The organism is Undibacterium sp. FW305-107 (assembly GCF_058788535.1).
On sequence record NZ_JBYTAV010000001.1, the window covers coordinates 510,033 to 533,888 of the forward strand.

Genomic DNA, 23,856 nt, shown 5'->3' on the forward strand with positions numbered 1-23,856 from the left:
GATTTAAGTCGCACATCTGCCGTCAATACCAATCATGCTATGCATGTTGATATACGGATATATTCGTTTTCTTATAAATATATCCTTGATATTTTTCGGTCTTCGTTCATTTCTGAGAAGACCCATGCAACATAAAAACCACCTCCACAAACCTGCGTTGACACCCATGGCAGCGTGTCTTCTGGCGCTTTTTTACAGCCAGACTTATACCAGTGCCGCCTTTGCCCAGGCGGCAGAAAGCAAATCAGAATCTGTCGTCATCACCGGTTCACGCATACCGCGCGCCAGCCTCGAAGGGCCAGCGGCAGTGACCATCATCACTGCAGAAGAAATCACCAGGCAGGGCTACAAGAATGTCTATGACGCAATCAACAACTCGGTGCAAAACTCTGGCTTTACCCAGGGCGAAGACTTCGGCAATACCTTCACGCCTTCCGCCAACACCATCAGCCTGCGCGGTCTGGGGCCTAACCATACACTGATACTGCTGGACGGCAGACGCATGGCTGATTTCCCTATCGCTTACGAAGGTACGGTCAATTTCACCAACCTGGCGAATATCCCGTCTAATATTGTAGAGCGCATAGAGATCCTGAACGGTGGGGCATCTGCGATTTATGGCTCAGATGCGATTGCAGGTGTAGTCAACATCATTCTGAAAAAGCAAAGTCAGGGTTATAACCTGAATGTCAAACTGGGCGATACCGACCGTGGTGGTGGCAGCAACAAGCGCGTGCAATTCTCTGGCACAGCCAATGTCGATCAGTTGCGCAGTCTGTTCAGTCTGGAATACAGCGAGCGTGAACCGCTGCGTGCGACCCAGCGCGATTTCATGGCCACCCGCAGCACACCCAGCGCGACCTTGTACCGCAAGGATATCAAGTCTGGCAAATACCTGGATCTGGGTGATGCCTGTAGCCAGCTCGGTGATCTTTTTGAAGGCACGCAGATCAGCTATAAAACCAGCAAGGGCAGCTATTGCGCCAGTCCCCGCCTGAGCCCTATGCACTGGAGTGTGCAAACCAAAAATCAGAGCCTGAATTTTTTCTCCAGCAGCAACCTGGATCTGAATGCAGACACCACCCTGTTTGCCGATATTTTACTGGGCAAGAACAAGACAGAAAACGATACGCGTTCGCCAAGCTGGGTTTCGTCCTCGACCAACCAGAGTTATTTCTGGAACAAGAACAGCAATGCCTATGAAGCCTGGAGCAAGATATTTGCACCGGAAGAAATCAATGGCGTGAACCGGTTCAACCGCCTGTGGGAAGACCAGTCTGCGGGTATCAATCTGGGTATCAAAGGCGTTATCCCTGGCACGCAATGGAACTATGAAGCAGCCTATAGCGCGTCAGCTTACCGCAGCGAAAACGTGGTACCACGCACGCTGGCAAACATAGACCAGTTTTTCCTGGGGCCCAAGCTGGGGCTGGACCAGGCCGGTATCGCCATCTATGCACCGGACCCTAAACGCCTGACGCAAAAACTGACACCAGCAGAATTTGAGCAGATCACAGGAGCATCACGCAGCTCTGACAGTTCGCGCACCCAGACCCTGAGCCTGGCAGTCAATACAGAGCTGTGGAAGCTGCCCGCAGGCGCGGTCAAGACTGCAGGCATAGCCGAGATAGGCCGTCAGAGCTTTGATAACCTGCCTGACCCCAGGGTCAATCAGGGTGTGTTCAATACTGTCACCAAATCAGATGATGTACGTGGCTCGCGTCAGCGTTACGCGCTGGGTGCCGAAGTCTATGTACCTCTGCTCAAAGAGCTTACCGCCAGCCTGGCTGGTCGCTACGATGATTATCACTTCGCTGGACGCAAGGATGGCAAGCTGACCTATAACGGTGGCCTCGAAATTCGCCCGACCTCTGAGCTTTTATTGCGCGCCAATTACGCCACCAGCTTTCGCGCACCAGACATGAACTACATCTTTAAGGCACGTGGCACAGGTTATTATTCTAGCACCACCGACTACTACCGCTGCAAGGCTGAAGGCCAGGAACTCAAGGATTGTGATTACGCGAATTATTCACCAGGTGCAAACTATGTACAGTTTGGCAGCCCTGACCTGAAGTCAGAAAAAGGCAAATCCTTTGGCCTTGGCGTGGTCTGGTCACCCAGCAACCAGTTTGATGTCTCGCTGGATTACTGGAACATCAAGATCAGCGATATGGTGGTCAACCTGAGTGCAGACCAGCTCTTGCGCGATGAAGCCGATTGCCGCACTGGCAAGCGCGATATAGGCTCCAGCCTGTGTGCCGATACCATCAACCGCATCAAGCGTTATCCAAAAGATGCATTGAGCCATGCCGGTGAGATACAGGAAATCTGGGTCAACCCCATCAATGCGGCTTACCAGGCTACCAGTGGTATCGACATCAGCGGCAAGTATCAGTTGAAAACCAGCGCTTATGGCAGCTTCAGCATCAAGGCCAATTACAGCAAGACCCTGAGCAAAAAATCCAAACAGTTTGAAGGCGATGCCCTGTATGACGACCTGGCCGACCTTGGCAATAGCGACTGGCGCGACAAGCTCATTACCAGCATTAACTGGGCAAAAGGGGATTTTTCAAATACCCTGACGGTAACCCGGTATGGCAAGATACCAAATGGCTCTGGTCAGTATTACCTGTCACCTACCGGCATCGCCAACTGGAGCACTGTGTATCAGGCCAATAAAAACCTGACCGTATCTGTCATCGTCAACAATGTCTTTAACAAGATCAAGTATGACTATAGCGGCGGCTGGCCTAACTACCCGGTTGGATCTTTCAATCCGTTTGGCCGCCAGGGCTGGGTAGAGGTGAATTACAAGTTTGGTGCCTGATGATATGAATCTCCTCTCTCTTCAAGGGAGAGGTCGGATGAGGGATAGGTTGCGGTTGGCCAGGCAAGACACCAGCTATCCCTCATCAATCGAGAAAATTCACACGTGCAAACTTGGCCCTGAAATCTTCCGGCATTTCGACCACGCGCCCGGCACGGTAATCAAAAAATACAAAGCCTGATTTCGCCATGGCGATAGCAGTCTGGTCGGCAGGCCTGGTAATGCGGAAAGTAATGTCACCACCGTATTTATTAAAGTCCATGACACCCACTTCAAACAATAACTGGTCACGTGCATGGGCTTCGGCCCTGTAAGTGGTTGCCAGGTCAGTGACAATGATGCCGCTGCCACCAGCGGCAGTTTCGCGTATGCCAAAGTCGTACAGGAAACGCGCCCGCGCTTCAGAAATCATCGAGATCATGGAATCATTACCCAGATGGTTTGCACCATTGATGTCGGTCACGCGCACCGTCAACTGAGTAGAGAAATAGTATTGATCTTCTGGGAAATGCAGTTGCAGGCGAGCCATGATAGGGAGTAAGACTGGGAAAGCCTCATTTTACCGCGAAGACCGGTACATACCTGCAAATGCTGACTATAACTGGCAGCCGCGATATAAATCTGATATCAATCCAGTATCTTGGCCCCCAAAGCCACTGAAGCACTTTGTATCAAGCCATTTTTTATTTCATAGATGGCAATCATTTCCATACGGCCTGTGCCTTCCGGGAAAGTGCGTGTGACTTCTTCATGGTCGATGACGATGTGGCCTATCACCTCGCGGCGCATGAGCCTGGCATGCAGGTTGGGCTCGGCAAAGCGCGCCGCCATGCGCGGGCGGATTTCAGTATGGCCTGTCGCCAGCAACTTGCCCGGGAATTCAAACTGCTGTGCATCGACAGCATAGGTCTTGAGTATGGCGTCAACGTCGCGTGCATTATAGGCGTCGAGCTGGGCCTGGACTACGGCTTCAGGGGTAGAGTGAACAGTAGCTGTCATGGTTTGGGTCAATTCCTTTCAGAGCAAATGAGTCAGGTGGGCGGGTGCAGAGTCTGCACTCAAATCACCATCAGGTAAATTGTTAATCACGGCTTCTACTGTGGGCTGGTTCAGCAGGGATGCCAGCACGGCAGCATGCGGTTCTGCCCAGATACCGGCAAAGTCTTGCTCGCCAGCGGTTTTAATGGCAAAGGCCAGTTGTTCTTGTGGCGGACAAAATTCTGCATCCACACCAGGTTTATTGCCGCGCGGATCAAGCCTGTACCAGCCATGCTCAGGCAAATAGACTGCGTTCAGGCCATGCAGGCAAAACGGCGGTTCTGTGCCTATGGTCAGGCGTTGATAGCACAAACCAGCAGGGATACCGTTTGCCCTCAGCAAGGCGGCCAGCAAATGGCTTTTGGCATAACAATAACCGGTGCCATGTGCCAGCACATCGGATGCCTTGCAGGTTACCGGATTCTGGCGATAATCCCAGCTATGCTTGATCTGGTCACGCACGAAATGAAAACAGCGTCGCGCCACCTCGGCCTGGTCACCACCGGCGGCTGCCAGTTGCTGTGCCTTTGCCAGGACGGAGGGATGCTGCCAGTCTATATAGGTGGTACTTGCCAGGAATTCTTCCATGCGTGCTTCCGTCAATTGAGTGTCAAATTAAATCAGATTTTATAAGCCATGCCTACCGAGGCAGGGGCCGTATGTTTAAAACCGAATTGCGCATACAGGTCTTGCGCAGGACCATCGGCAATGAGGCTGACATACGCCGACTCTGGCGCATTTTGCCGCAGGTAGTGCGTGATCTCTCGCATGATCATCTTGCCCAGGCCCTTGCCCTGATGCTCTGGCAAAACCGCAATATCGACGACATGATATGAAGTACCACCGTCACCAACGACACGACCCATGCCTACCACTGTTTCACCCTGCATGATTTGCACGGCAAACAGGCTGGCTGGCAAGCCACGCGCTGCTGCTTCTGCCGTCTTAGTGCTTAAACCAGAAGCCTGGCGCAAATGACAGTAAGTAGCGACGTCAGGAATGGCGGCTACCGCCTGGTAGATATTTGTATTCATGCTGCTCTTCACATTAGTTTTTACACTGGCTTTTTACACTTCAGCGAGCACAGAAATTTATCACAGTTAGACAAGCGATGTGCAAGGCATGTGGATAACCCGGCAGCAAGCTGCTTTAGTCGCTCAAAAACTGTTTTCACTCCGCTCATTTGGGCTTTGGTCGTAATCGGGCTGCCTGTGTCTGTTAATTTTTTTATAGTGATCTCTGTCGCATCCGCATCAGCAATTCCATTACCGCCTGCACAAGCTGTGCTGTGCGTCGATCAACTTTATTTGAGAGCTCATATGTATCACTATCCTGCGCGCGCCCTGCTCATATTCACGCTCGGTTGCCTGGCCCTGACGGCGCATGCGGCACCACCATTGACGGACGCTGAAATTCTGGCCCTGATGAAGCAACGCATTGACGTCGATAAAAAGGGGGTGGGCATGGTGGTGGGTGTGCTTGACAGCAAAGGCAGCAGAATCATCAGCCATGGCTATGCCAATCTGGCGCAACAGCGGCCAGTAGATGGCGACAGCCTGTTTGAGATTGGCTCCATCACCAAGGTATTTACCGGCCTGGCCCTGGTGGACATGGCAGACAAAGGTGAAGTCAGCCTGCAAGACCCCATCGCAAAATATTTACCGGAAAATGTGAACGTCCCCAGGCGCGGTGAGCGGCAAATCACGCTGGCAGATTTATCCGTGCATAGGTCGGGTTTGCCGAGAGTGCCGCCCGATATGGTGCGCAACGGGCAGGAAAGCCCATACGCTGCGTTCACCAGCGACAAGCTGTATCAATTTTTGTCCAGCTATCAATTGCCGCGTGACATAGGTTCCAAAAGTGAGTATTCCAATCTGGGGGTGGGCTTGCTAGGCCATGTACTCAGCCTGCGCGCAGGCAGCAGCTATGAAGAGCTGATCAAACAGCGCATCACTACACCACTGGGCATGCGCAGTACAGGCATTACTCTTGATACGGAAATGAAAAAGCATCTGGCAACTGGCTATGCCATCAAGACCCAGACAACACCTGTCGCCGTTCCCAACTGGGACCTGGGTTCTTTGGAAGGTGCCGGTGCATTGCGTTCGTCTGCGCGCGACATGTTGATGTTCCTGGCAGCAAACATGGGCAAGACGGATTTACCCTTGCAACGCAGTATCGCGAAGATGCAAGAACCCTTTGAGGCGGGTAATCCCATCCTGCTGGCCTGGGGCAGGCACAATAAAAAATATGGCAGCATGATACTCACGCATGGTGGCAAGACCGCTGGCTACAATACGTATATTGGCTTCGACAAGCAGGCGGGCGTAGGGGTAGTCGTTTTATCGAATACCGATACCAGCGTGGCCGATATAGGCAACAAGATTATCAACAGCGATTATCCCCTGGTACTGCACGCGCCACCCGCCAGTCTGGTGCAAACCCTGGAGCGGCAGGGCTATGCGCAACTGCAACCTGAATACCAGAAACTGAATGCCACGGATACGACATTCAGTTTATCAGAAGAGGTGTTGAATGCCTGGGGCTATGCCCTGCTTGAAGCAAACCGCACACAGCCTGCCACAGAAGTATTCAAGCTGGCCGTGCAACTCTATCCTGACAGTGCCAACACCTATGACAGTCTGGCCGAGTCTTATGAAAAACTGGGTAAGGCTGATCTGGCAATACAAAATTACCAGTTGTCACTGAAACGTAATCCAAACAACCAGAACGCGGTCAAGCGTCTGGCGGCACTTGCAATAAATAGTAAGCAATAGCAGCCAGTAACAGCTAATGGCAGCAAATAGCGAAACAGCCATCGTATGGTGCAATATCATGCGCCATACGAAATACAAATCCCCTCTCTGCATCCAAAATTAAACAAAAGATAAGTAAAAGATAAGCAAATCACTGCAAAAACAGCAAATAAAGTCTCCCATCAATCCGCCCATAGACATAAAACAGGTTTACAATCCAGCCAAACCAAAGACTTTGCTTTTCCGGAATTTGCCTATGATTAATGTCTTCGTCTTGCACAATGGCCGCCTGAGCCAGATCAATGTGGAAAACCGCGCTGATCTCGAAAATACCCTGCCTATCTGGGTCGACCTGACTGACCCCAATGAAGAAGAGCGTGAATGGGTAAAGAGTATCTATGGCGTGACGCTGCCTGGGGAAGACGAGGTCAAGGATATTGAAGCATCAGCCCGTTATTACGAAGCCGATAATGGTGACCTGCACCTGCGCACCGATTTTCTGATCGACGATGATGATGAACCGGCACGTACGGTGACGGTGGCCTTTATTCTCGCGCGCGATATTTTATTCTCTGTCCATACCATCGATTTGCCGGTTTTCCGCCTGGTGCGCATGCGTGCCCGTTCTCGTCCCGGTTCGATTGCTGATTACAAGGATGTACTGCTGGACCTGTATGCGACAGATGCCGAATATTCAGCCGACGCACTCGAAGGTATTTATCAAAACCTGGAAGACGTCAGCCGCAGCGTGCTGCAAAAAAACTTCAGCGATCAGGATGCCGCCGCTGCGCTGAACTCGATCGCCGTAGAAGAAGATTTGAATGGCCGCATACGCCGCAACATGATGGACACCCGCCGCGCTGTTAGCTTTTTGATGCGTGGCCGTTTGCTCAATGCTGACCAGTTTGAAGAAGCGCGCCAGATTTTGCGTGATATAGAATCACTCGATGGCCATACTTCATTTTTGTTCGACAAGATCAACTTCCTGATGGATGCGACCGTCGGTTTCATTAACATCAACCAGAATAAGATCATCAAGATTTTCTCGGTCGCCAGCGTGGCCTTCTTGCCTCCTACCCTCATCGCCAGTATCTATGGCATGAACTTCAAGGGCTGGTTCCCTGAACTGGACTGGCAGCTGGGTTACCCGTTTGCACTGGCGCTGATGCTGGCATCGGCGATTACGCCGTTCTGGTACTTCCGCCGCCGCGGCTGGCTTAAGTAATCAACAAATAGAATAGGACTTACACAAAATTGTTCCAACAAGGCGTAGCGACGAAGACAGTACTTTAGTACGGCTAGGAGCTGCAACGCAGTTGGGGCGGTTTTGCCTAAGTCCTGTAGAAAGTAAAACATATGCCTGCCATAGCCCTTGGTCATTACAACCTGCGCGGTGATCGTGCCACACTGGAAAATCTCAGGGATTTTTACATCCATTATGTGGGGCTGACAGAAGGCCCTCGCCCGCTGAAGAGCTTTGGCTTTTGGTTATATGCCGGTAGCCGTGATGTCTTGCACCTGTCTGAAAACCGCCCTGGTGAAACCCGCCAGACAGAATTAAAAACCGGCTTTGACCATGTCGCCTTTGTCTGTACGGATTTGCCGACCATGCTGGCAAGATTGCAGGCTGGTGGCATCGTTTATCGCCATGCTACAGTCGAAGCTTCAGCCGGTTTTGCGACCCAGCATCAGGTTTTTTTCAGTGATCCTGAAGGCAATGGCATAGAGCTTAATTTCTCTGAAGGTGCTTGAGTAATCTTCTGCGCTCGCCCGGGCAACGCACCCTACCTGGCACCAGCACAATCCCACAAAGAAGTTTAAGATAAGAAAATTATCACTTCCAAATCATCTACATCATGTTCAAGATACGCGAAATCGATCATCTGGTGCTCAGGGTAAAAGACCTGGACAGCATGCTGCATTTTTATTGTGATGTACTGGGTTGTCCTGTTGAACGCAGGCAGGAAGAAATTGGCTTGACACAGTTGCGGGCAGGCAGGTCGCTGATAGACCTGATCACGGTAACGGGCAAGCTGGGTCGCATGGGCGGTGCTGCGCCTGGCAAGGAAGGCCACAATCTTGACCACCTGTGCCTGCGCGTAGAGCCTTTCGATCTCGCCAGCATACAGGCCCATCTGCAAATCCATGGTGTGACCGTTGGTGAAGTCGGGCAGCGTTATGGGGCCGAGGGCGAAGGCTTATCAATCTACATCAGCGACCCGGAAGGCAACGTAGTGGAATTGAAGGGCCCGCCGGATAGTGCATAAAGATCAGGTCGGCGTATCGACCTCATCCCAGGCTGCATTCTCAAAATTCACCAGCCAGTTCAGGGCATAGTGTCTTTCGTAAATGACACCAGCATCCAGGTTCAGCGGTAGCGTGCCCTCTTTCATCCTGGTCTGGCGCACCAGCCAGTGCAGACGGTAATGCAGGTCGAGGGCATCCAGTATCTGGCTGGCAGTGCGTGTTTTTGCCTTGGCCATCTCACCTTCAAAATCCAGGTTCATCATGGTGCGCGCTGTCAGCGGCACATCGCAAATGGCATCTGCAAAGGGTAACTCATCCTGCAAGCCCAGCACCCATTCGAGCACGTACAGGGATTCATATCGCCAGGCGAATTGCGGCAGGATATCTTCTGCAGGTTCATCCGTCTCCAGGAATTCACGCTCGTTTGGTGTCAGCCATGCATGCACTTGCGGAAAACGTTCAGTCAATTCGTGAGCTGGAATGGGCTGGTGTGTCGCCACTGATTCTGCCCGCAAGGCAACGATGTATAAGGCCAGCGCCCGCCCCAGTATCTCGGTTGCGGGGCGCAATTGTAGTTCAGTCTCGCTGACCAGAGGCGGCAGGTGCGATGGCAGTTGTATGCCCATTTCTGCCAGCAAGGTATCCGTGCGCGCCTTTCTTTGCCATGCCTGGGCGGGATAAGGAATAGTTGCTCCGGTTTCGATACCGCCATCTGCAGCTGCCAGCAAGACATAGCCGTGAGGGTCACGGATATCACCATCTGGCATGAAAGCAATCGCATTCGCCGCCACTGCCCAGTCAGAAAACGCATCCAGCTGGCTTTCATCTATCCACAAACTGAGATGCTGCTGCACACGCTGGATATGCCGCATGACGTGATAACGCTGATGCGTCATCTGGCCGTCGCCGCGATTCAGTACATAGCCTATAAAACCTTGCAAATGCCCATGCAGTTCCGGGTCAGTCAAATCACGTTGGTTATTGAGCTTATGTGGAAAATTCAGCGGTGGCAATTGCGCGCATGTGCAATAGGCATTGACCAGTATGCTGCTGGCATCGTTGGGATCAATTTCTGACGCTACAACTGAACTCGCCGCCGACACCACTGCACTTGCCGTTACTGTTGCAGGTGTCCGGACATCTGTAGCAGGTTTTCCGGAAATCAAATTCTTTAAAATTTTCAGCATGGTGCAGTCAGAAATTGGGGGGTGGATTGCTGAATCAGGGATAGCGTTTGGTGATTTGGCACTACCATCACTCAGCATGAAAGGCGGTAGGATACGAGCAATGCAAAAGCTGCGGGGGTGCTTTTACATGTAGAAACAGAATTGGAAACAAGCAATAGTTAATTGGCCTGGCACCTTGAGCATTTCACGCGGCGCAATACATAGCACTTTACAAAATGCCCCGATACGCACCGCAGTAACTCCTGAATGCATCAAGGCATTTCCAGCATATCCCCGCTATCCACCGGCCCCGCTTCCACTACCAGACTGCGTGCGCCCTGATGTCTGAGATAATGGTGGAATACGGCAGGCAAGCCTTCGGCCTTCAAATCCTTACCGGTGCGCAGTTCATAATGCACATGGGGATTATTGGAGCTGCCGGAGTTACCGATTTTAGCCACGGCCTGCCCGCGTACCAGTTTGTCACCAGTTTTCACCAGCAGGCTGGCTTTTTGCAAATGGCCAAGCAGACTGTATTCACCATTGCCATGATCAATGACAAGGTAATTGCCGTAAAAATTCATGGGTGATTTTTTCACGCTCTCGGGTTTGAAATAATTTTCCCCGCCACGGATATTATCTGGCGTCAGGTCACTGGCATCCACTACGACACCGTCGCCTGTAGCATACAGGCTTTGCCCCCAGGCATACCAGTCTTCATTCCTGGTACCGTCGCCGCGGTAGGCATCAAAACCAGTATTGGTAGGATTGATATCAAGGCTATAGCGCATGAAATTTTGCGTAATGCCCAAATCCCTGGCGACTGGGTGTTCTGTGTTCAAGCGACGGTGATGGGCATAATAATCATGGCCGTCATGAATCAGCAAGCGGCCTTTTACAGGCAGGGCCAACTCTGTTTTACTGACATACAGCCTGGGCTCTACAGTGATGCTGGCCGTGGTTTCTGGTGCTTCTTGCGGGATGCTGAGACTGAATTTATAAGTCAGTTTATGCAAATCCAGATCAGGCCTAAAGTTGTGAAAAGGATTGAAAACCAAAATCTTCGCACCCGCAGCGACCACCCGCCCCGGAACGGTATCTATGCTGGGCGCAAAGCCATTGCTGTCGATAAAGCGGCGCAAGATGGGCTGGCCGTTGCTGTCAAAGGCAGTAACTTCTATGCTGTCTATACCCAATGGTGTACTACCCGGGTTTTCCACCAGGAAATCAAAATTCAGGCTTTGCGCGTGCTCGCCTGCTTCTATCCATAATTGCTGAGGCTGGGCCGTGATCCTGACCGGGCCTGCAGGTTTTGGATGACTGCGCTGCCAGCCAGTATAGGCAAAATAAGCAAGCGCTACGGCGGCGGCAGTGGCGATGACGGCAATAAGCAGGATGGCGGCTTTTCTTCTGGACATGATTTTCCCTTGCTGAATAAGCGCAAACTATAAACCTGGACTATGCACCTTTCCAGCTGCATGCGACAGATTGCACGATATGGGGAGCAGAATGCTTGCCGTGCAAGAATTTCAGCATGGCTGATATGTGAGAAATTCTGCTCATACGATACCAGCACTTGCTTATATCTGATGGCAGTCAGCATATTCTTGCGCTACCATCTCGCCATGAAAAATTTGACTCTGCAATTCATTCTGCGATCCAGGCTGGTATTCGCCGCGACCATTCTGGCATGCTCATGCACGCTGGCAGCAACATCAAAAGACCCGCTCGCCCTTTGCCGTCTGCCTGAAATGGGCATCAGGAATGATGTAGGCCTGGGCTTTCCACGTATCGCACACCGCCTGCCTGCTTTGGGTGAAGTCAAGATCACCGTGCTGTTTGTTGATTTCAGCGATGTTCCGGCCACAACGACGCCGCAGCAAGTGATGTCCATCATCTCGCCGCAGGCAGAGAATTACTTTGCGGCCATGTCTTATGGCAAACTGCGCATGCATTTCCTGCCCAGTTATCAGTGGTTACGCATGAGTAAAAGCTCAGTTGATTATCACTTTGGGCGCGGCGCTTCATTTGAAACCCACCGCAGCTATATGCAAGAAGCTGTCACACGGGCGGGCAAGGCGATTGATTACAGCCATACAGATGCCGTACTGGTCATCGCCAACCCGGCAGTCAAAGCCATAGACTGGGGCCCGGCATTTACGGCAGCACCTGGTTTTGGCATACAGGCAGGTGGGCACGAAATACTGAATGGCGCGACGTCAGGTAGTGATCTGACTATATTGGGGTGGCCGTGGTTTGCGCATGAATTTGGCCATGCCATGTCCCTGGTTGATCTGGCCGGACCACTGCCTGGCACACAAGAATGGCATACCTATGTTGGCGACTTCAGCGTCATGGGCAATCCTGCTGGCAAGGCGCGAGAGTTGCTGGGCTGGGAAAGATGGCAACTGGGCTGGCTGGATGACAAGCAGGTCTTGTGCGCAGATGGCCGACAACTACAAGCCAGGCTGACACCGATAGAACGCCGCAGCGCAGGTGACAGCAAAATCATTGTCATCCCGACTGGCAAGACCACCGCCACCATCATAGAAAGCCGCCGTGCCGAAGCTTATGACAGTGGCATACCCGAATCTGGCCCTCTGGTATACACCGTAGACACTCGTCTGAGTTCGCACCATGGTGCCATACGCATACAACCTGTCAATGACAAGGATACCCGACACCTGCAAGCCCCCATGAAACCCGGCCAAACCATGCGCGTTGGCAAAACCAGCATCCAGTTCCTTGGCAGCGATGCGCATGGCGATCTTGTGCGGGTAGAGACGGAATAAAAAAATGGCCAGCTAATTGATCAATTAAGCTAAAGGCAGGAGAAGATATACAAAAGCGAGTGAGTAATCTTCTGCTATGTAATACTCTTCTCATTCATGTCATACAACAGCTCCTCAGCATGATCACAAAAATACTGAGTCAGGTATTCCAGCCTGTCCAGATCACCGGAAAGTGCATGTGCTTTTTGCTCTGTTGCAAGATATAAGGCATCGGCGTCATCTGGATCTTTTTTGTAGGCCGCCATTTGCACGCGCAACGATTCAGATTCGGCGCTCAAACCGACTTCATCAAAGCATTGCAGCAAGATTTCAAATTCTGCATCCCCAATGTTCGCAAATGCCCCCCATCCATCGAACTGACATGCGCTCTTCCAGTTGAACAAGCGACTCAGCACAACATAAGCATGGGGAACTTCATTTTCTGGAATGTCAGAAAGTTCAAGTAGTGATGCCAGCGTACCAAAACCATCCAGTATGGTTGGTCCTTGATCTATAGTCCAAAAATCCAGGGGGGCTTTACACCCTAAATCTTGAACCACTTTTGCCAGTATGGGTTTTAAGACCGCCGGTATTTTATTTTCCATCACTAAGTCACCATCAAATAATCACCATCAAATTAGCTGACTGGATTTTACCAGCTTCAGCATTGTGGACTATGTCCAAAAAACATTGAAAACAGCAGGTTTCAACAATTGCCAAGTCATCTTAGTTAAAATTTAGAACTAACTTAGTTGCAATTAATATTTAAGTAGACTATCCTATATTCAAGCAGAGAAAAAATCACGTCAAAATCAAAATAAACGAGCCAAAAACACCTCCGCGCACCTGAAAACAAGAAAAGGAAAAACCATGTTCAGCATCAAATTCATCAAATTCCAGCCAACTACCTACGTGCTGCAATTCAAGAACGGCCACGTCAGGCGCGAGGGTGCGGGGCTGGCTTTCTTTTACTATGCCCCTACTACCTCCATGCTGGCGATACCCATGGCGAGTACGGATACACCGTTTATCTTTGAAGAGAACACGGCTGATTTCCAGACTGTCACCGTACAGGGTCAAGTCACTTACCGCATCAGTGATCCGCAAAAAGTAGGTGCCTTGCTCAATTTCGCCATCAACCCAGTGACACAGCAATATATCTCTGATGACCCGCAAAAGCTCTCGCAGCGCATCGTCAATCTCGTTAAGGTGTTGACCCGCAAAGGCTTGCAAAGCCTGGCTTTGCGCGACGCCCTGAAAGCGGCTGATACACTGGGTTCTGCGGTGACCATGGCGGTACGCGACAGCAAGGAATTGCAGGCACTGGGGGTAGAGTTGCTAGGCTTGAGTTTTCTGGCACTCAAACCCACGCCAGAAGCAGCCAAGGCTTTGGAAGCGCAGGCGCGCGAGCAAATCCTCAAATGCGCGGACGATGCTATCTATGAACGCCGCAATGCTGCCGTTGAACAAGAGCGCCGCATACGCGAGAATGAATTGAATACCGAAATCGCCGTTGAAAGCAAAAAACGCCAGATACGTGAAACCCAGATGGAAGCCGAAAAAAGCATACAACAGAAAGAAAACGAACTTAAACTCGCCCAGGTACAAGCCAGGATAGCGGAAGAAACCCAGCAAACCACACTCGTCAAGCTGTCCACAGAAAACGCCAGGGCAGAAGCCGACAGCCGCGCCTATGCTGCACAAACCCTGATGAATGCCTATAGCGGTGTAGACCCAAAAGTCTTGCAGGCGCTGTCCATGGGCAATATGCAATCCGGCCAGTTGATCGCCCTCGCCTTCCAGGAACTGGCAGAAAAAGCAGGCTCCATAGGCCAACTGAATATCACGCCAGACTTGTTGCGTGAATTGATCAACCAGCCTGGGTGAAGCGGGGAAATAATATGAGCAGCATCGGCACCAGCACAACAACGCGCCTGACAGAAAACAAGATCATACTGGTCACCCGCAAGACCCGGCTGGAAGAACTGATCGTCAAGTACAACACCGTCGGCCAGGCGCGCTTTTATATAGAACATCTGGGCGGTGACTTTACCGCCTACCAGGCTGAGCATGACAATTACATGGCTCGCGTCAGCGCCGCAGAAAACAGCCTGTTGCGCCTGGCGCGTTTGCAAAAGATAGAACGCAGCTTCTTGCCGAACATGATCTTTGGCCGCGACGATATCATCATCGCCCTGGGGCAGGACGGCCTGGTCGTCAACACCATGAAGTACCTCGATGGTCAGCGCCTGATTGGCGTCAACCCTGACGTGCAACGCTGGGACGGCATGCTGCTACCCTTCCAGGTCATGGACTTGCCCAGTATCGTCCCCGAGGTGCTGCAACAGCGCCGCCCCGTGCGCGAAGTGACCATGGCCATGGCAAGGCTGAATAACGGCCAGACCATGCTGGGCGTGAATGACATCTTCATCGGCCCCAAATCCCATATCTCGGCCAGCTACACCATACAACTGCACAACCACCAGGAGCAACAATCATCGAGCGGCATCATCATCTCCACCGGGATGGGCTCCACAGGCTGGATGATGAGCATACTGACAGGCGCAGCCGCCCTGCAAGAGCAGATTATTGATCCACGTCTGATGACATATAACATCGCTGCGGAACCACTGACATGCGCCACAGACTGGGATGCCCGCGAGCTGATGTTCGCCGTGCGTGAACCCTTCCCCAGCAAGACTTCATCTGCAACTTTAGTCCGCGGCCAGATCCAGGCAGACAGCAAGCTGCAAGTCACATCCCTGATGCCTGAGCATGGCGTCATCTTCAGTGATGGCATAGAAGCGGATTACCTGGAATTTAATGCGGGCCTGACGGCAGAGATAGGCATTGCAGACAGGCGTGGGTATCTGGTGGTGTAGAAGTGCAGGGCGTGCCGTGCGCACTTTACAAAATTTGTGCAGATTTCTGCAGCGCACTTAGCGCCAATTGATTCTTGGTCAGCTTCATTAATTCATCCGAAGGTTCTTCATCAGACATCATTTCAAACATGGCTTTCAGGTTACCGAACAAAGCGGCAATGGTAAAAATCGGCCCCCAAGGTATCCCCCACCAACCAATGAAAAAACTGACCAGCAAGCCACCACGGTTCTCTTTTCTGCCACAGGGAACACAACAAAGACGTGTTTTGGTTTCCTGGTTGCTCATGAATATGATGGAAGTTGCTATGTATGAATAACGCACCTCTACAGGAGTCGCCATACTGCTGCAGACCGGACAAGCGCCGGAACGAATTTTCCTCGCAGCCTGCAATATCGTTGCATCGGCAAGATCAACAGCAGCCTCGCTGATCCTTGCGTCCTGCAAGCATTGATGAGAGCAAAAACGCTGGCCCTGGTTGAGTAAAAAATTAATCTTTGCAGAGTCACCGCAAAAATCGCAGTTTGTCGTCCCTCTAGCTACCCTGTATTGGGCTTTTTGTATTTGCTTGCTGACCCTGTCTATTTCAGTCACAGAAATGCCTCGCGCCACAAGAATGTCCCTGACCGCTTCTTTAGCGTTATCGACCAGATCATCACCAGAAAGCTTGACCAGAAGCTCTTCAGATGCAAGCTCGGAAAACTGTTCTAAAAAAAATTCTTTTGGGTACATGGCGTCAGTAAATGTGAAATAGAAAGGCTGCAAGCGAAGCGAATAAATTTGCGTTTCAGGCCGCGATTATAACTTGCGACTCCTTTTATCCAAAATAAAACTAAGATAGTTGCAATTAAAAACTAACAAGTTTATTATCTATTGACCGCGCTATGCAACTCAAGCTTTGCGCGTGCAAACAATGGAATAAATCATGGACATCACATTAGAACAACGCTATCTCGGCGCACTGGCTGGCCTGGCCTGCGGTGATGCTGTCGGCACCACGGTAGAATTCTCGGCCCGTGGCAGCTTTACGCCAGTCACCGACATGACAGGCAAAGGCCCTTTTGGCTTGCTGCCTGGCGAATGGACAGACGACACCTCGATGGCACTATGCCTGGCAGAAAGCCTGCTGACGAAAGACGGCTTCGATGCCAAAGACCAGATGGGGCGTTACCTGAACTGGTGGAAATGGGGCTACCTGAGCTCCACCGGCATCTGCTTTGACATCGGCAATACCGTGCGTGCTGCCTTGTCACGCTATGCCGGTAGCGGTGAGCCCTACTGCGGCTTAGAAGACCCCAGCACGGCAGGCAACGGATCACTGATGCGGCTTGCCCCGGTCGTGATATTTGCTTACCCGGATATACCAGCGGCCATCCACTACGCCGGCGAAAGCTCACGCACCACCCATGCCGCACCAGAAGCTATACAAAGCTGCCAGTTGCTGGCGGCGATACTGTGCAAGCTGTTTACAGGCTGTGCCAGGTCTGACTTGTTTGCAGAGCTGCCATTCACACCGACCGAGCCAAAAATCATAGCTATCAGCAAGGCTGATTTCATCAATAAAGATAGTTCGCAAATACGCGGCAGCGGCTATTCAGTCGAGTCCCTTGAGGCATCGTTGTGGTGCTTCATGCACACCGACAGCTTTGAAAGCGCCATCCTCACCGCCACCAACCTGGGTGACGATGCCGACACCACTGCCGACACCACTGCCGCCATCACCGGGCAAATTGCCGGAGCCTATTACGGCGTGGAAGGCATACCTGCAAAATGGCTGGAACGCCTCGCCATGCGTGAAGAGATATTGCGTATGGCACGGGAGTTGTATCAGCGGTTTGCTAGCAGGGAAATTTCGCAAGCGAAAGAGTCTGTATGAAAGAATGCACAGGAGATTTATTGGCACTCGCCTTGCAAGGCGAGTTTGATGTCATCGTTCATGGTTGCAATTGTTTTTGTAACATGGGTGCTGGCATCGCCAAGAGTATCAAAAAGCAATTCCCTGAAGCCTATGCAGCAGACCAGTCCACTCTGCCCGCCGACCATGCAAAGCTTGGAACGTATAGCCAGGCACATATACAAAGAGGAGACAAGCAATTTGTCCTCCTCAACGCCTATACTCAATTCGACTGGCGCGGCCAAGGTGTGAAGGCTGACTATGCAGCAATACGCAAAGCATTTGCCGCAATACGTAAAGAATTTGACGGCTTGCGCATAGCTTATCCATTGATAGGTGCTGGTCTCGCTGGCGGTGACTGGGGGAAAATTGCGGCCATTATTGATGAAGAACTGGATGGCATGGATCATACGCTGGTGCGGTTTGATGCTCTTTGAAACCCGGGTGCGGAGCAGGATGGCCATGTTGATGCGATGCGAGCTATAACGATTCGAAGGAGAGACTGTGCCCGCTTCAACATCTGATGCAATTGCAGGCTGCCTGATGGGCGGCGCAGTCGGCGATGCCATGGGCTTGCCGTTTGAAGGTTTGTCACCACGCAGGATAGCGCGTTTGCGTAAGGGGTCACTACAATATCGTTTCTTCTTTTCTCATGGCATGGTCAGTGACGATACTGATCATGCCATCTTTGTCACGCAGGCGCTGATCAAGAGCAAGGGAAATATCGGACTATTCAAAAAAATTCTGGCATGGCGTTTGCGCCTTTGGTTGATATGCCTGCCTGCGGGCGTGGGGTTTGCTACCCTGCGTAGCATTATCAAGTTGTGGCTGGGTTTTACAAATAGCGGAGTCTTTTCGGCTGGCAACGGCCCCAGCATGCGTAGTGCTATGATAGGGGCCATACTCTCAGATAATGCATCAGCACGCCATGCCCATGTACAAGCATCTACCCTGCTTACGCACACTGACCCCAAGGCTTTTATTGGTGCACTGGCAATTGCGGAAATCGCAGCACGATTAGCTAACCTTGAGTGGCAAACCAGGCCACCTCTGGATAAATTGATAAACATGCTCAGCAATTTGTCAGAAGACAGGGAATGGCAAGCAGCTGTTAAAGGCATACAAGAAGCCTGCCTTGCACCAGACCCTGCACTGGCTGCACAACAACATTTTGGAAGCAAGGATGGCATCTCAGGCTACACCATGCACACGGTGCCATTCGCCATCATCACCTGGTATCAAAATTTTGGTAACTATCACGATACGATAGACGCTGTAGTAAATGCGGGTGGAGATGTAGATAGTGTAGCCGCTATTGCCGGTGCGCTGGCAGGAGCCAGTGTCGGGCTATCTGGCATCCCGCAAGAGTGGCGCGATGGCTTGATGGACTGGCCACATAGTCGCCAATACTTACAGGCATTGGTTGAAAGAATGAATAATTCCGATACGAAGGCAGGCCTGGATTTCTCCGCGATGCTATTTCCACGCAATATTATTTTTACGGTGATCGTTTTAATGCACGGGTTACGCCGTTTGCTACCACCGTATTAAGCTACATCGTAGAGTCTTGCTTGAAATACGCAGCAACAGAAGCTCGCCTTTTTAAAAGGTATTTCCAACAGAAACTACCAAGTGAAAATAAACACCTTTACTTCATCATGCAGACAGGTGATATATGAAAGGCCTGCCCGTTCATAGTCATTCATGTCCACCGACTGTAGTCTTTCTGGCGGATAGGCTTTCTTTACATCTTTGGCAAAAATATAGCGGAGCTCTTTTTCGACTGCCTGACCAAACATGACTTGATTATAGGGGCCACTGGTCAACAGCAGTGTACCTGGTAATTGCTCAAGGATGCTTTTCGGGACAGGTGAAAAAGGCCAATACACTTTAGCGCCCGGATAGCTATGCCACTCCATATCTAAAAAAGGGGCTATGACTGCATTCAAATCAAGCTCAAATCCCTTGGTGCAGGTCAGCTCACCATCGTGATGTTCAAAATCTACCGGGACAAGGCAGAGATCAACTCCCATAAACTTCCTTTTCCAATGCATTAATAGTGCGGCTTGAGTTACTTAAATCAGGTAAATCCATCACAATCGCTGCCTACTTCCCAATTGATTTTCGGCATGCCTTGCACGATGAATATAGAAAATGAAGACAGCCTGGGTGCCTGGCTCTACCTATCGGCATCTAAAGGTCATTTTATTTCTTCGAAAATATCTTGCGGATACGTTGTAGCAGCCAGACAATTCCGCCAACAATAAGCACAAGGCCAAGAAGGCCCAGAAAAATAATTTCGCGTAACCACAATAAAAGAAAAGAACCAAGATTGGTAGTCTGTCCGCTAGGGCCAACAAAATTCCAGGACCAATACATTAAAAGTGCCAAAAACAAACAGGCCATCACAAGTTTGACAGCATTCCCAACCTCTTGTTCCTCTTTGCTAATTGGAATATCTTTTTTATCTGTGTCGACCATCTGATAGCTCGCTTGAATTTCTATACTGACTCAAGATTGCCGAGACCTTGCGAGTCGGCGCGCTGAGGTGCCTGTCTGACAAGGTTGTATTCGAGTAGGGATAGAGTGATATTTTGCCCCTCAATGCGCCTCTTCCCAATTCCCGCCCACGCCAACTTCAGCAAGTAAAGGCACATCCAGCTTCGCCACATTCGCCATCAACTCTGGCAATTTTTGTTTGACGAGTTCCAGCTCAGCCTCAGGCACTTCGAGTACCAGTTCATCGTGTACCTGCATGATCATTTTTGATTGCAGCTTGTCTGTCTCCAGCCAGTTTTGCACGGCGATCATGGCGAGTTTGATGAGGTCGGCTGCTGTGCCTTGCATGGGGGCGTTGATCGCTGCGCGTTCAGCGCCGGCGCGGCGCGGGCCATTCGGGGAATTGATTTCGGCCAGCCACAGGCGGCGGCCGAAGACGGTTTCTACATAGCCGTGGGCTTTGGCCTTGGTGCGGGTGTCTGCCATGTACTGGGCGACGCCAGGGTAGCGCTGGAAGTATTTGTCGATATAGCTTTGCGCAGCGCTGCGTTCTATGCCGAGGTTGCCTGCCAGGCCAAAGGCGCTCATGCCATAGATGAGGCCAAAGTTGATGACCTTGGCATAGCGGCGCTGCTCGCTCGTTACTTCTGTCAGTGGTACGGCAAAAATCTCTGAGGCGGTGGCGCGGTGGATGTCTTCGCCATTGGCAAAGGCAGCCAGCAAGCTGGCATCGCCAGAGATGTGGGCCATGATGCGCAATTCGATTTGTGAATAATCGGCAGAGATGATGACATTGCCCGGCCCTGCGACAAAGGCTTCGCGTATGCGGCGGCCTTCTGCGGTGCGCACGGGGATGTTTTGCAGGTTGGGGTCATTCGATGCCAGGCGGCCTGTGACAGCCACGGCTTGCGCATAATTGGTGTGGACGCGGCCAGTCTCGGCGTTGACCATCTTGGGTAATTTATCGGTGTAAGTCGATTTGAGTTTGGCCAGACCCCGGTATTCAAGCAAGACCTTGGGCAGTGGATAATCCTCGGCCAGTTTTTGCAAGACTTCTTCATCCGTCGATGGTGCACCGGAAGGGGTTTTCTTGACGACGGGCAGACCCAGTTTGCCAAAGAAAATCTCGCCCAGTTGTTTGGGTGAATTCAAATTGAAAGGCTGCTCTGCCAGCTCGTAGGCCTTTTGTTCCAGTTCCAGCAGGCGTATGCCGATTTCATGCGACTGGGTTTCGAGCAGGTCTTTGTTGATGTGTACGCCATTGCGTTCGATCTTTTGCAGGACAACCGAGGTGGGCAGTTCTATGTCGTGATAGACGCGCAGCAGGTTCGCATCCGGCTCTATCTCTGGCCACATGGCGAGATGCAGTTGCAGGGTGATGTCGGCATCTTCTGCTGCATAGGCAGTAGCACGTTCCAGGTCGACCTGGTTGAAGCCTATCTGGCTGGCACCCTTGCCGCAGACTTCTTCAAAGCTGATGGTTTTCTTGCCGAGGTGGCGCATGGCCAGGCTGTCCATGTCATGCGATTTGTGCGATTCAAAAACATAGGATTCAAGCAGGGTGTCATGCGCAATGCCGCGCAGGCTCACACCCTGGTTGGCGAAGATGTGGCTGTCGTATTTGAGGTTCTGGCCAACCTTGGGCTTGCTGTCGTCTTCCAGCCAGGCTTTCATCTTGCCCAGCACGACAGCCTGCGACAATTGCTCAGGCGCGCCGGGGTAATTGTGAGCAACGGGGATGTAAGCCGCATGGCCGACTTCGCAACAAAGCGAAATGCCGACCAGCTGCGCCGTCATCGGTTCCAGCGAGGTGGTTTCTGTATCGACGGATGTCAGCTTGGCGGCATTGATGCGGGCCAGCCATTCATCGAGTGCGGCTTCGGTCAGGATGGTTTCATAATTGTGCTGGACTGGTGCTGCCGGGTTGTCAGCGTCTGCCGCATCATCATTGAACAACCCTGCCTGTACAGAATTACCGCCACTGGTCGCGGCTTTGGCGGCAGGAAGCGGCGTGGCACCCGCGGTGGCGTCGCCAGTCAGTTCACGCAACCAGGTCTTGAAGCCCCAGCGGCTGGCAAAGCCGACCAGTTCTGTCTTGTCTTCTTCCTTGGCTACCAGGCTATCCTGTATCGATGTGTAATGCCCGGTCAGGTCGCAATCGGTTTTGACGGTGATCAGCACGCGGCCTTGTGGCAGCCAATCCAGCGCATTGCGCAGGTTGTCACCCACTACGCCCTTGATCTTGTCGGCATTGGCGATGACGCCATCGAGACTGTCGTATTCTGTCAGCCATTTGACGGCAGTCTTGGGGCCGCATTTGGCAACGCCGGGCACGTTATCGACGGTATCGCCTATCAGGGTCAGGTAATCAATGATGCGGTCGGGCGGTACGCCAAATTTGGCCAGTACGCCGGGCTCGTCGAGCTTTTCATTGCTCATGGTATTGATCAGGGTGACATTGGCATTGACCAGTTGCGCCAGGTCCTTGTCACCGGTAGAAACAATGGTATTCATGCCCAGCTTGGTGGCTTCTACTGCCAGCGTGCCGATGACATCATCAGCCTCCACCCCTTCAACCATCAGGATAGGCCAGCCCATGGCCTTGACGGCAATGTGTATGGGTTCTATCTGCAGGCGCAGGTCGTCTGGCATGGAAGGTCGCTGAGCCTTGTACTCGGGATAGAGGTCGTCACGGAAAGTCTTGCCTTTGGCATCAAACACACAGGCAATGTATGCTGCCGGGTAATCAGTACGCAAACGGCGTAACATATTGATCATGCCGTGTATGGCGCCGGTTGGCTCGCCTTGTGCATTACGCAGGTCAGGCAGGGCATGGAAGGCGCGGTACAGATAGCTTGAGCCATCAACTAACAAGAGAGTATTTTGCATATGAACGGAAACAGAAAAGATGTAACGAGGTTGCGCCAGATTATCGATCAGGAAAAAGCAACTTCGCTGAAAGCGCGTGAATCATGGCATATGTTCACGATTATGGCAGAATTTATCGAGTCCACCGAGAGGCTTTCATCAATCCGCCCTGCAGTGACGATTTTTGGGTCTGCCCGTACCAAGGATGACCACCCTGATTATGCCAAATGCGTGGATTTATCGCGCCGTCTTTCGGACGAGGGCTTTGCCGTCATCTCAGGCGGTGGCCCTGGCATCATGGAGGCGGCCAACAAGGGCGCCTTTGAGGGGGCATCCCCCTCAGTTGGCCTGAATATAGAATTGCCACACGAGCAACGTAGTAACCCCTGGCAAAACATCAGTCTGTCCTTCCGTCACTTTTTTGCGCGCAAGGTGGCTTTTGTCAAATATGCCGATGCCTATGTGGTCTTCCCAGGCGGCTTTGGTACTCTGGATGAGGTCAGCGAGGTATTGACACTGATACAAACCGGCAAGACCCGCAACATCCCCGTCATTTTGGTAGGCACCAGTTTCTGGCAGGGTTTGCTGGACTGGATCAGGGTGCAAATGGCAGGCAATGGCATGATCAATCGGGACGACCTTTATCTCGTGCAACTGATTGACGAGCCAGCCAATATCGTCGATGCCATTTTTGCGTTTTATGAGGCCAGGGATATCAATCTGTCTGAGGATGAACGGCAGAAGATGCTGTATTTGTAGGATAAATAGGACTTACGCAAAACCGCCCCAACTACGTTGCAGATCCTAGCCGTACTAAAGTACTGTCTTCGTCGCTATGCCTTGTTGGGACAATTTTGCGTAAATCCTAATAAATTGGCAGGGTGCTCACGACGCACCCTGCCAGGGT

General features: G+C 51.7%; 23 protein-coding genes. 12 read left to right on the forward strand and 11 right to left on the reverse strand.

Annotation, left to right across the window (positions count from 1 at the left end; genetic code table 11):
• Nucleotides 1-124: 124 nt before the first annotated feature.
• On the forward strand, nt 125-2,830 hold the full coding sequence (locus tag AC3WQT_RS02435) for a TonB-dependent receptor domain-containing protein (RefSeq protein WP_492701890.1): 2,706 nt from the start codon (nt 125-127) through the stop codon (nt 2,828-2,830).
• 85 nt (nt 2,831-2,915) lie between these two features.
• Here AC3WQT_RS02435 and AC3WQT_RS02440 read toward each other — a convergent pair whose 3' ends face one another.
• The 4 genes from AC3WQT_RS02440 to AC3WQT_RS02455 all read right to left on the reverse strand — a co-directional run bounded on the left by AC3WQT_RS02440 (nt 2,916) and on the right by AC3WQT_RS02455 (nt 4,902).
• Nucleotides 2,916-3,359, reverse strand: a complete 444-nt coding sequence (locus tag AC3WQT_RS02440) for a thioesterase family protein (RefSeq protein ID WP_492701892.1) — start codon at nt 3,357-3,359, stop codon at nt 2,916-2,918.
• A gap of 98 nt (nt 3,360-3,457) precedes the next feature.
• Nucleotides 3,458-3,829, reverse strand: coding sequence for a nuclear transport factor 2 family protein (locus tag AC3WQT_RS02445; RefSeq protein ID WP_492701894.1), 372 nt, complete (start codon nt 3,827-3,829; stop codon nt 3,458-3,460).
• A gap of 18 nt (nt 3,830-3,847) precedes the next feature.
• The gene (locus AC3WQT_RS02450) at nt 3,848-4,456 is read right to left on the reverse strand and encodes a transglutaminase-like domain-containing protein (RefSeq protein WP_492701896.1); all 609 of its coding nucleotides are present in this window, start codon (nt 4,454-4,456) and stop codon (nt 3,848-3,850) included.
• A gap of 32 nt (nt 4,457-4,488) precedes the next feature.
• On the reverse strand, nt 4,489-4,902 hold the full coding sequence (locus AC3WQT_RS02455) for a GNAT family N-acetyltransferase (protein WP_492701898.1): 414 nt from the start codon (nt 4,900-4,902) through the stop codon (nt 4,489-4,491).
• A 285-nt stretch (nt 4,903-5,187) separates the two neighbouring features.
• Between AC3WQT_RS02455 and AC3WQT_RS02460 the strand changes: the two genes are divergently transcribed.
• The 4 genes from AC3WQT_RS02460 (at nt 5,188) to AC3WQT_RS02475 (ending at nt 8,891) form a co-directional block, all read left to right on the forward strand.
• Nucleotides 5,188-6,645, forward strand: a complete 1,458-nt coding sequence (locus AC3WQT_RS02460; RefSeq protein WP_492701900.1) for a serine hydrolase domain-containing protein — start codon at nt 5,188-5,190, stop codon at nt 6,643-6,645.
• Nucleotides 6,646-6,880: 235 nt separating this feature from the next.
• Nucleotides 6,881-7,849, forward strand: coding sequence for a magnesium/cobalt transporter CorA (corA, locus tag AC3WQT_RS02465; RefSeq protein ID WP_162043097.1), 969 nt, complete (start codon nt 6,881-6,883; stop codon nt 7,847-7,849).
• A gap of 131 nt (nt 7,850-7,980) precedes the next feature.
• Entirely contained in the window at nt 7,981-8,376 is a 396-nt protein-coding gene (locus tag AC3WQT_RS02470) for a VOC family protein (protein ID WP_492701903.1), read from the forward strand.
• A gap of 104 nt (nt 8,377-8,480) precedes the next feature.
• Nucleotides 8,481-8,891: a VOC family protein gene (locus tag AC3WQT_RS02475; protein ID WP_492701905.1), complete on the forward strand. Its 411-nt coding sequence runs from the start codon at nt 8,481-8,483 to the stop codon at nt 8,889-8,891.
• A gap of 3 nt (nt 8,892-8,894) precedes the next feature.
• Here the strand turns inward: AC3WQT_RS02475 and AC3WQT_RS02480 are convergent, their stop codons facing one another.
• Together AC3WQT_RS02480 and AC3WQT_RS02485 are read right to left on the reverse strand one after the other, a co-directional pair.
• A complete protein-coding gene (locus tag AC3WQT_RS02480; protein WP_492701907.1) occupies nt 8,895-10,058 on the reverse strand; it encodes a DUF4272 domain-containing protein in 1,164 nt (387 codons plus the stop codon).
• A 251-nt stretch (nt 10,059-10,309) separates the two neighbouring features.
• Nucleotides 10,310-11,455: a M23 family metallopeptidase gene (locus AC3WQT_RS02485; RefSeq protein WP_492701909.1), complete on the reverse strand. Its 1,146-nt coding sequence runs from the start codon at nt 11,453-11,455 to the stop codon at nt 10,310-10,312.
• A gap of 171 nt (nt 11,456-11,626) precedes the next feature.
• On the opposite strand from AC3WQT_RS02485, the gene AC3WQT_RS02490 reads away from it, so the two are divergent.
• Complete coding sequence (locus AC3WQT_RS02490; RefSeq protein WP_492701911.1) at nt 11,627-12,829, forward strand: metallopeptidase domain-containing protein; 1,203 nt, start codon at nt 11,627-11,629, stop codon at nt 12,827-12,829.
• Between the two features lie 74 nt (nt 12,830-12,903).
• Here the strand turns inward: AC3WQT_RS02490 and AC3WQT_RS02495 are convergent, their stop codons facing one another.
• A complete protein-coding gene (locus AC3WQT_RS02495; protein WP_492701913.1) occupies nt 12,904-13,413 on the reverse strand; it encodes a hypothetical protein in 510 nt (169 codons plus the stop codon).
• A 265-nt stretch (nt 13,414-13,678) separates the two neighbouring features.
• Here AC3WQT_RS02495 and AC3WQT_RS02500 point away from each other — a divergent pair, with 265 nt between their 5' ends.
• Nucleotides 13,679-14,695: an SPFH domain-containing protein gene (locus AC3WQT_RS02500; RefSeq protein ID WP_492701915.1), complete on the forward strand. Its 1,017-nt coding sequence runs from the start codon at nt 13,679-13,681 to the stop codon at nt 14,693-14,695.
• A gap of 14 nt (nt 14,696-14,709) precedes the next feature.
• Complete coding sequence (locus AC3WQT_RS02505; protein ID WP_492701917.1) at nt 14,710-15,690, forward strand: diacylglycerol kinase catalytic domain-containing protein; 981 nt, start codon at nt 14,710-14,712, stop codon at nt 15,688-15,690.
• 25 nt (nt 15,691-15,715) lie between these two features.
• Here AC3WQT_RS02505 and AC3WQT_RS02510 read toward each other — a convergent pair whose 3' ends face one another.
• On the reverse strand, nt 15,716-16,420 hold the full coding sequence (locus AC3WQT_RS02510) for a hypothetical protein (RefSeq protein ID WP_492701919.1): 705 nt from the start codon (nt 16,418-16,420) through the stop codon (nt 15,716-15,718).
• A gap of 193 nt (nt 16,421-16,613) precedes the next feature.
• Here AC3WQT_RS02510 and AC3WQT_RS02515 point away from each other — a divergent pair, with 193 nt between their 5' ends.
• From AC3WQT_RS02515 to AC3WQT_RS02525, 3 genes are all read left to right on the forward strand, one after another.
• On the forward strand, nt 16,614-17,564 hold the full coding sequence (locus AC3WQT_RS02515) for an ADP-ribosylglycohydrolase family protein (RefSeq protein ID WP_492701921.1): 951 nt from the start codon (nt 16,614-16,616) through the stop codon (nt 17,562-17,564).
• The gene (locus tag AC3WQT_RS02520) at nt 17,561-18,019 is read left to right on the forward strand and encodes a macro domain-containing protein (protein WP_492701923.1); all 459 of its coding nucleotides are present in this window, start codon (nt 17,561-17,563) and stop codon (nt 18,017-18,019) included. Before AC3WQT_RS02515 ends, AC3WQT_RS02520 begins: the two co-directional genes overlap by 4 nt.
• 67 nt (nt 18,020-18,086) lie before the next feature.
• Nucleotides 18,087-19,133, forward strand: coding sequence for an ADP-ribosylglycohydrolase family protein (locus AC3WQT_RS02525; RefSeq protein WP_492701925.1), 1,047 nt, complete (start codon nt 18,087-18,089; stop codon nt 19,131-19,133).
• 74 nt (nt 19,134-19,207) lie between these two features.
• Here AC3WQT_RS02525 and AC3WQT_RS02530 read toward each other — a convergent pair whose 3' ends face one another.
• The 3 genes from AC3WQT_RS02530 to polA form a co-directional block, all read right to left on the reverse strand.
• The gene (locus AC3WQT_RS02530; protein ID WP_492701927.1) at nt 19,208-19,615 is read right to left on the reverse strand and encodes a hypothetical protein; all 408 of its coding nucleotides are present in this window, start codon (nt 19,613-19,615) and stop codon (nt 19,208-19,210) included.
• Between the two features lie 172 nt (nt 19,616-19,787).
• Nucleotides 19,788-20,063, reverse strand: coding sequence for a hypothetical protein (locus AC3WQT_RS02535; protein WP_492701929.1), 276 nt, complete (start codon nt 20,061-20,063; stop codon nt 19,788-19,790).
• A 120-nt stretch (nt 20,064-20,183) separates the two neighbouring features.
• Entirely contained in the window at nt 20,184-22,970 is a 2,787-nt protein-coding gene (gene polA, locus AC3WQT_RS02540) for a DNA polymerase I (protein WP_492701931.1), read from the reverse strand.
• Here polA and AC3WQT_RS02545 point away from each other — a divergent pair, their 5' ends adjacent.
• Nucleotides 22,971-23,708: an LOG family protein gene (locus AC3WQT_RS02545; protein WP_492701933.1), complete on the forward strand. Its 738-nt coding sequence runs from the start codon at nt 22,971-22,973 to the stop codon at nt 23,706-23,708.
• Nucleotides 23,709-23,856: the final 148 nt, after the last annotated feature.